Raw genomic sequence first — 8,382 nt, forward strand, 5'->3', positions numbered from 1 at the left:
AGCGGCTGCGCCAGCGGCTGCGGCTGCGGCTGCGGCTGCCGGACCCCACGTTGCGCCGACCTTGCGCGCTCGTTCAACTTGCGAGCGGGCGAGGCGCATAGTGTGCACGAGGGGCCCAGTGATGTCGACGTGTCCGTTTCATCCGTTCTCGGCGGAATACCTCGCCGATCCGTACCCGACCTTCGCTTCGGTGCGTGAGGAGACCCCGGCCTTCTACAGCGACGAACTCGACATGTGGGTGGTCACGCGCTACCGGGACGCGTCGATGGTGATGTCGGACACCGAACAGTTCTCGGCCTCGAACTCCCAGGATCCGCTGCTGCCGTTCTGCCCAGAGGCCGGCAAGGTCCTCGCCGAGGGGTTCGGCTACACGCCGGTCATGACAAATCTGGACCCGCCCGAGCACGCCCGGATTCGCCGGCACAACATGACCGCGTTCTCGACCCGCCGAGTCGCGAACCTCGAGCCGGTCATCCGTGAGATCGCCACGAACCTGCTCGACGACATGCTGGCCGAGGATCGGTTCGACTGGGTCGCCGGTCTGGCCTACCCGCTGCCGATCAACGTGATCTTCGAGCTGGTGGGCTTCCCCAGCTCCGACGCCGACATGGTCAAGGGGTGGGGCGGGGACCGGCTGACCATCATGTTCGGGCACCCTGACGAGAGCGAGCAGCTACGCGTGGCGCAGAACATGGCGGCGCTGTGGCAGTACTGCTCGGAACATGTGCAGCGTCGCAAAGTCGACCGGGCCGACGACTTCACCTCAGCCCTGCTCGACATCCGCGATGCCGACCACGAGGCGATCAGCGAGACCGAGATCACCAGCGTCGTCATGGGGCTCGGGATCGCCGGCCACGAGACCACCACCAACCTGTTGGCCAATGCAATGCGGCTCCTGGCAGAGCACCCCGACCAGTGGGCCGAGGTCTGTGCCGACCCGTCGCTGATCCCCAACGCTGTCGAGGAAGCCCTCCGCTTCGACTCCAGCGTCAACGCGTGGCGGCGGAAGGCACGTACCGATATCGACCTCGGCGAGGGAGCCGTGATCCCTGAGGGGGCCAGAGTGCTGGTACTGCTCGGTTCGTCCAACCGCGACGCTGCCGAGTTCGACGACCCGGACCGCTTCGACATCCACCGCTCAGGCGCACGCCGCCATCTCTCCTTCGGCAAGGGCATTCACTACTGCCTCGGCGCCCCGCTGGCCCGTCTTGAGGCCCGCCTCGCATTCGAGGAGCTCATTCGACGGGCACCCGACCTCCGGCTCGACGACCAGCAGCTCGACTACCCGCCCATCATCTCCTTCCGCGGCCCCCGACAGCTCTGGCTCACCCGCAACCGGCAGGACACCCCATGACCGTGCGGAACTATCACGACCTGGACGAGTACCCCCAGTGGGCCGCGGACCCCGCAAGCTTCGATTTGAACGACCTCGACGCCCGCTTCCTCGACTACCCGTTCCCGACCTACGCGCGCCTGCGCTCAGAGTCGCCCATCCACCGCAACAGCGACGGCAGCTTCTTCGTGACCTGCTACGACGAGGTGGCGTCGGTGCTCAACGGACGGGCGATGAGCTCGGACAAGAAGGCCCCGCTGAGCGGCGTGTTCGGGCCCGACGCTCCGATCTACGAGCACCATGCCAACGTGATGGTGTTCCTCGACCCGCCCGACCATCCCCGCGTGCGGGGTCTGGTAGCCCACGCATTCCGGACGCGTGCGCTGGCGTCATGGGAGCCGAAGGTCGAGCAAGCCGTCGACGAGCTGCTCTCCGACGCCCTCGTCGACGGCGAGATGGACCTCATCGGCGACTTCGCCTATCTCTTGCCCCTCACCGTGATCGGGCAGATGCTCGGCGTCCCCACCGACGACCGTGAGCGATTCAAGACTTGGGGAGCGTCGGTGACCGCGTCGCTGGAGCCGAATCCTTCCCAGGAGGTCATCGATCGGGCCAATGCCGCAGTCAAGGACTTCAAGGGCTACCTCGGTGAGCTTGCTGACCGGCGCCGCCGCGAACCGGGCGACGATCTGATGTCGATCCTCGTCAGCGCCGAGGAAGACGGCCAGGCCCTTACCGAAGTGGAGTTGTTGCACAACGCTGCATTCCTGCTGAACGCTGGACACGAGACCACCTCGAACCTGATCGGGAGCGGCATGGACGCATTGTTCCGCCATCCCGACCAGCTCGAACTGCTGCACGAGCGCCCGGATCTGGTGCCCTCGGCAGTCGAGGAGATGCTCCGATTCGACAGTCCCAACCAGATCGGCGGACGCCTAGCGCTCGAAGATGTCACCTTGCGGGATACGACGGTGCCGGCGAACACCTTCGTGTGGGTGTCCAACGGCGCCGCCAACCGCGACGCCGCCGCCTGGCAAGAGCCGGATCGCTTCGACATCACTCGCAATCCCAACCCTCACCTCGCATTCGGACATGGGCCGCACCTCTGCCTGGGAGCAGCGCTGGCTCGACTGGAAGCCCGCGTCGCCCTTCAGCGCCTTGTTCGCTTCGGAGACCTGCGTCCAGCAGCCCAGCCCATGCGCCGACCCCGCGCTCGCCACAGGGGTTTCCTCTCCTACCCAGTAGCGGTGTGAACCGGCTCGCGGGCAGCATCATCGATCGCCACATCAACGACTGCTGGCGGCTGAGAATCGGAGCACCGTGGCGTGGCGGGCTCCTGCTCGGTCAGCCCGTCCAGAACGCGCTGATCTGAACCAATCTGACGGCTACAAGTTCACCCTGAGGCCGCGGATGCCCATGCCGATGGTGACGTTCTCCCACAGCTCGATGTCGAACTTGTCGTCGTCGTACCCCATCGAGTTTTCGTTCCGGTAGATCGGGACGATCCACGCAAGGTCGTACGCCTCGTGGAGCATCGCACGATAGGCCGCGTCGGCATCGGAGTCTGTGGCGGCACCCACGGCCTGCTGGTACGGGCCGATGACCGACGGAACCGGAACATGCCATGGGTTCCAGAGCGTCGGGGGCGAGAGGAAGATGCCGAACGTCTGGTCAGCGTGGATGGTGGAGATGAACGTCAGCGATGCCCCCACCTGCTGGGCGGCGACGTCAGAGATGTTCGCTCCGGGAGGCACGTCGCGAATGTTCATCGTGATGCCACCCTCGGCGAGCATCGCAGATGCGGCTTGATGCATGACGTTGAAGATGCCCCAACTCGGCACCTCGAACGTGAGGTCGGTGACCCCGGCCTCTGCGAGCAACTCGGCAGCCCGCTCAGGATCGTACGGGAAGCCCTCGTAGCCTTCGATGTGCCATGGCGAACCCTCGGGGAATACTTGGTTCGCCGGCTGGCCAATGCCGCGGGTCACCGACGCACCCCAGCCCTCTCGGTTGATGAGATGGGCGATCGCCTGTCGGACTCGCACGTCGGCGAATTCGGGGACGAGATTGCCGCCGATGTCATGGAAGTGCAGTATCGAGTGGTTGTTGGCGAGATGCGCGACCTCGTACCCAGCAGCCAACGTGTCCTGAATCTGGAAGACCCGGACAGGAGCGACGTCGACTTCGCCGGTGACGAGCGCGTTGAAACGGGCTTCATCGTCGGTGATCTGGATGAACGTGATCCGCTCGACACCCTGATCCTCGGGGCTCCAGGAGTTGGGGTTGACCTCCATCACGATCTCGCTCTCGTTCCGCGAGACGAGCTGGTAGGGGCCGGTGCCTGCGCTGACGCTTCCAGCCGCGATGGCTTCGGGATCCACGTTGGGGCTCATCATGAGCCCGGGGAAGCGAGCCAGGTTGAGAAGGAGGTCGCGGTCGGGGCCGGTCATGTTGAACACGACCTCGGTGGGCGACACGACCTCGACACTCTCGATGCCGAGGAGCAGCGCTCCGGTTGCGCCGGGTGTCGCCTTGGCCTTCTCGATATTCCACTTCACGGCATCCGCATTGAACGGTGTCCCGTCGTGGAAGGTCACCCCCTCACGCAAGGTGAATCGGGCCTCGGTCGGGGAGATCTCCCACTCGGTGGCCAAGCCGGGCACGAGCGAGTTGTCGGGCAACTCGTTCACCAAACCGTCGTAGATCGGCGAGTAGAACAGCATGCCGAAATCACGGTTCTCGAGATGGGGATCAAAAGTCGCAGCAGCCAGCGGTGTGCCGTAGCGAAGCTCGCCGCTTGGACCAGCAGGTGCAGCGTCCTCGCCGGCGTCGGCGTCGGCGTCGTCATCGGCGTCGGCGTCGGCGTCGTCGGAGACTTCGTCGCCACTCGATGCCGAGTCGCTGTCCGAGCTGTCGTCGTCCGATCTGTCGGCAGCGGTCGTCGACGGACTGCTGCCGGAATCGTCTTCGATCGAGCCGTCGTCATCGCCGCCGCAGGCGGCGGCGAACAGTGCCAGCGCCAAGACGAGTGCCAACCACTTAGGTACGCGCATTTCTCCCCCTCATTGGGATCGTGTTCCGGATCGTCATCCGGGTGTCGGTCTGGTGTTCATCGCCTGCATCGGCCTCAGTCCTGCTTCGGCAGCTCGAGGCCGGAGTGACGCGAACGTATCATATTCGCTACTGCTCTTCTTTTGCGAAATTATTGCTACGGTTGCGAACATCGCCGGGCGAGACCGGTTCCGGCAGAAAACGAGATCCCCATGGCTCTGCACGGAATGCACGGAATCACCCTCGGCGTCACCGACGTCGCAGCGATGACACCCTTCTACGAGGATTTCGGCCTCGAAGCCGACGAGTCGGGAACGACGTTCTCCTCGACCCACGGTGGCGCGCAGCTGTCGATCGTGGAGCGCAAGTGGCGACAGATCGTCGACACCACGCTCGGCTGCGACGATGACGACGACCTCGATCGCATACGTCACGCCGCGACCGCCGCCGGTCACGACTATGTCGACCTCGGCGACGCGATCGAGATCGTCGAACCGGTCACCGGGCTGCTCATCCGCGTGAAGGTCATGCCCCAGGTCGAACTCGACCCCGTCGAGCAGACACCGATGAACCAGGCGGGGTACTCCCCCCGCCTCAACGCTCGCCCCGACACACTGTTTGTCGAAGCCACGCCCCGTCCGCGCAAACTCGGCCACATCGCCATGTCGTCGCCCGACATCGAGGCGACGGGCAAGTTCCTAGGTGACATCATCGGCGCCAAGCTCTCGGATCGAGTGCCGGGCAATCTCGCGTTCTGGCGTACCTCGACCGACCATCACAACTTCGCCCTCGCCCAGGCTCCCGGCGCAGTGATCCATCACCTCGCCTGGCAGATGGACGACATGGACGCCATTGGCCACGCGGCTCGCAACCTGCTCACCGACAACCTGGAGCGCCACGCGTGGGGTCTCGGGCGCCACTTCCTCGGCAGCAACCTGTTCTGGTATTTCAAGGACCCCGCCGGCAACTTCGTCGAGTACTTCTCCGACATCGACCAGATCGTCGACGACGCCGAATGGATGGCCCGCGACTGGGAGCCCGACAAGGCCCTGTACATCTGGGGCCCACCCACTCCCGACGCGCTCAGACCGACCGACATCGGCGAGATCATCGAAACGATGATGGCGAACTGAGACCGCCCGTCACCAACCCGTACTGGCCTGGCTACGAGGTCCCGACCGGGGTTGCGAGCGCTCGCAGGGCGTCAAGGAACGCGTCGAGATCCTCGACGGCGCAGAGCGGAACACTGTGCAGTTCGTTGGTGCGATCTTCAATCGCGGCTCGCCCGGCGACACCTTCGGGGGTCATCGCGCCGTCATCGTCGAGCCAACCACGCTCCACCAGCGTCGGCGGCAGCGACTTGAGCTCCAGGCCCCGCTCGGACTCCTCGAGCGCGACCATGTCGAAATTGGTCAGACTGGCTTCCTCCCACGCCGCCGCGTGAGCATCGGTTCGCACGTAGCGCGCGTAGGTGAGAAGGTGATGAAGCTCCTGGGCCGGATCGGGCGGCAGCGGCACCGGTTGGTAGAGCGCGCACAGCGGTGAGGTCGCAGCGGAGAAGCTCTGGGCGGCACCGTCTCGCGCCACCCCGAAGCCGGAGGTTCCCCAGGTCTCGGCCGCGAGCTCGGCTCGAGTCCGAAGGTTGCCCAGCAGCGCCTCGCGGAACACCCCGGCCGGTTTCCAGTCATCGTCGAGCCACGGCTCGTTTGCGAGCTTGTCGTTCGAGCCCTCGATGACGAAGTCTTCGAGGTATCGGTGGCGCAGCCGCGTGAGCTCAGGCCGCCAGCGGCCCTCAAAGAAGACCTCGGCGAGGTGTCCGGTGACGGGTGCGAGATACGCGGGGAGCGGGTCGCCGAGCTCCGCCATGGTGGCGCGCCACCGGGGCAGGGCGATGGCCTGGAAGCCGACGACGAGACGATCGAGTTCGCGTCCGATCTCGGGAGTGAGGGAAGACATTGGGTAGGGCTTCTTTCAAAATGGGATCTCTCGATGCGCTACAAGCGCGGAATGTCGAGATTCTGCCATGATGACGAAATATTCGCGTCATCCGTCCCGAGAGCTGAGGAACGATGAGTCAGTTTGCCGACAGCATTCGAAACGTCCGCGACTACGTGCGACTCCCTCTCCTTTATGACCACTGGTACGTCGCGGGGCTCTGCGAAGAATTCGACCGTACGCCCAAGGCGAGAACCCTGCTCGAGCGTTCGATCGTGTTCTACCGAACGCTCGATGGGCGCCTGGTTGCAGCACAGAACCGGTGCCTGCACCGCTCATTCCCCCTCGCCGAGGGCCACCTAGAGGGTGACGAGTTGGTGTGTCGTTACCACGGAATCCGCTACGACCCCGAGGGGACGATCGTCCGCATCCCCAGCCAGAAACGCTGCCCCGATCGCAAGCTCCGCACCTACCCGACCGTGGAGCAGGGCCCATTCGTGTTCATCTGGATGGGCGACCAAGACGAGCCCGACTTCTCGCGACTTCCCGACCTTCCCTTCCTCGCCGAACCCGGATTCCGGACGTTCCACAACAGCCACCACCTCGAGGGCAGCTACCTGCTGATGCAGGAGAACCTGAACGACTTGACCCATTTCTCCTACCTGCATCGGGACTCCTTCGGATTCGATGACTCGTTCCTCGAGCTGCCGACCACCGTCGAGGAAACACCCGAGGGCGTGACCTGCTACCGCGTCGACAACAACCCCGCGCGCGCCACTGGGGCCCTGCCGCCCGACATCCAAGAACGAATAGCGGGGCGCCCCGCCGAGCGCTGGGACGGCGGGCTCGCAATCTCGCCGGGGGTGTTCAAGGGCTACGCCCCGATCAAGGTGGGTGATCCCGACGCGGAAGACCGCGAGATCTTCAGCCAGTACATCATGCACTACGTCACTCCCGAGTCGAGCACGACCACCCACTACTGGTGGTCGATCTCCAACGATTTTGGAGTGGACAACGACGCCTACTACGAGTTCATGGCCCCGACCATCAAGCATGGGTTCGACGAAGACGCGTGGGCCGTCAACCACATGCAGAAGGTGCTGGACAACGACAATTTCGACTACCAGGAGCTAGTGATCGGCGGCGACAAGGCCGGCCTGCTCTTCCGACGAATCGTGCTGGGCTGGGTCGAAGCCGAGTACGGACTCACGCAGACAACAGCCGCCGAGGACTGAGCCCACACGGGACTGAGCCGAAACCATGACTGCAAAATCGCCCAGCATCGACATCGACCTGTTCAGCGACGAAGCCATCGCCGACCCGTATCCGTTGTACGAACAGGTTCGCAACGTCGGCGCTGTCGTCTGGCTCGAGCCCTACGACATGTGGGCAATCTCCCGTTTCGAAGATGTCCGCGCTGCGCTCCGTGCCGAATCGATTCTGCTGTCAGGCAAGGGGGTGGCCATGAACGACGCCCTCAACAACAGCGGCAATACCAACACACTGGTGAGCGATGGAGATGAGCACCGACGCCTGCGCTCCGCCCTGATGAAGCCCATGATGCCCAGAGCCGTGCGCGACATTCGAGAGCGAGTGCAGCAACTCTCGGACGAGTTGGTCGAGCGATTGCTCGCCCTGGAAAGTTTCGACGGCATGTCCGATTTCTCTCGTTACCTGCCTGTGAGTCTCATTTCCGTGCTCATCGGCTTGCCTCCCGATGGACGAGCTCGGATGCTCGAATGGGCAGGCGCCGCCTTCAACGCGCTGGGGCCGATGAACGAGCGGGCCCGCACAGGGCTGCCGGGCGTGATGGAGGCCGGCCGATACGTGCGTGACCTCGACCCAGCCGACCTGCCGCCGCAGGGGTGGGCTGCGGGCCTCTTCCGGGCTGCCGACGAAGGCAAGATTGATCTGAGCGAAGCCCGCAAGCTGGTCTTCGACTACATCATTCCGAGTCTCGACACCACCATTCTTGGTGCCGGTCACCTGCTGTACCAGTTCGGACGCAACCCCGACCAGTTCGACAAGGTCAAGAACGACCGGTCACTGATTCCGGCGGCGGT

At 64.5% G+C, this 8,382-nt stretch carries 7 protein-coding genes; 5 read left to right on the forward strand and 2 right to left on the reverse strand.

The window, feature by feature from the left end; translation table 11 throughout:
* The first annotated feature begins 121 nt into the window (after nucleotides 1–121).
* Nucleotides 122–1,354, forward strand: coding sequence for a cytochrome P450 (locus ACOOF5_RS15785; RefSeq protein WP_420440846.1), 1,233 nt, complete (start codon nucleotides 122–124; stop codon nucleotides 1,352–1,354).
* Nucleotides 1,351–2,586, forward strand: a complete 1,236-nt coding sequence (locus ACOOF5_RS15790) for a cytochrome P450 (protein ID WP_420440848.1) — start codon at nucleotides 1,351–1,353, stop codon at nucleotides 2,584–2,586. Before ACOOF5_RS15785 ends, ACOOF5_RS15790 begins: the two co-directional genes overlap by 4 nt.
* Before the next feature lie 132 nt (nucleotides 2,587–2,718).
* Here the strand turns inward: ACOOF5_RS15790 and ACOOF5_RS15795 are convergent, their stop codons facing one another.
* Nucleotides 2,719–4,386 carry an ABC transporter substrate-binding protein gene (locus tag ACOOF5_RS15795; RefSeq protein ID WP_420440850.1) on the reverse strand — a complete coding sequence of 556 codons (1,668 nt, stop codon included), beginning with the start codon at nucleotides 4,384–4,386 and terminating at the stop codon, nucleotides 2,719–2,721.
* 210 nt (nucleotides 4,387–4,596) lie between these two features.
* Here ACOOF5_RS15795 and ACOOF5_RS15800 point away from each other — a divergent pair, with 210 nt between their 5' ends.
* On the forward strand, nucleotides 4,597–5,517 hold the full coding sequence (locus ACOOF5_RS15800; protein WP_420440852.1) for a VOC family protein: 921 nt from the start codon (nucleotides 4,597–4,599) through the stop codon (nucleotides 5,515–5,517).
* 31 nt (nucleotides 5,518–5,548) lie between these two features.
* Here ACOOF5_RS15800 and ACOOF5_RS15805 read toward each other — a convergent pair whose 3' ends face one another.
* The gene (locus ACOOF5_RS15805; protein WP_420440854.1) at nucleotides 5,549–6,340 is read right to left on the reverse strand and encodes a helix-turn-helix domain-containing protein; all 792 of its coding nucleotides are present in this window, start codon (nucleotides 6,338–6,340) and stop codon (nucleotides 5,549–5,551) included.
* Nucleotides 6,341–6,453: 113 nt separating this feature from the next.
* Between ACOOF5_RS15805 and ACOOF5_RS15810 the strand changes: the two genes are divergently transcribed.
* Nucleotides 6,454–7,554, forward strand: coding sequence for a Rieske 2Fe-2S domain-containing protein (locus ACOOF5_RS15810; RefSeq protein ID WP_420440856.1), 1,101 nt, complete (start codon nucleotides 6,454–6,456; stop codon nucleotides 7,552–7,554).
* A gap of 25 nt (nucleotides 7,555–7,579) precedes the next feature.
* Nucleotides 7,580–8,382, forward strand: an 803-nt coding sequence (locus ACOOF5_RS15815; protein ID WP_420440858.1) for a cytochrome P450, incomplete at its 3' end; no start/stop codon positions are given.

The sequence above is a fragment of the Candidatus Poriferisodalis sp. genome (assembly GCF_965214215.1).
Lineage (GTDB): Bacteria > Actinomycetota > Acidimicrobiia > Acidimicrobiales > Poriferisodalaceae > Poriferisodalis.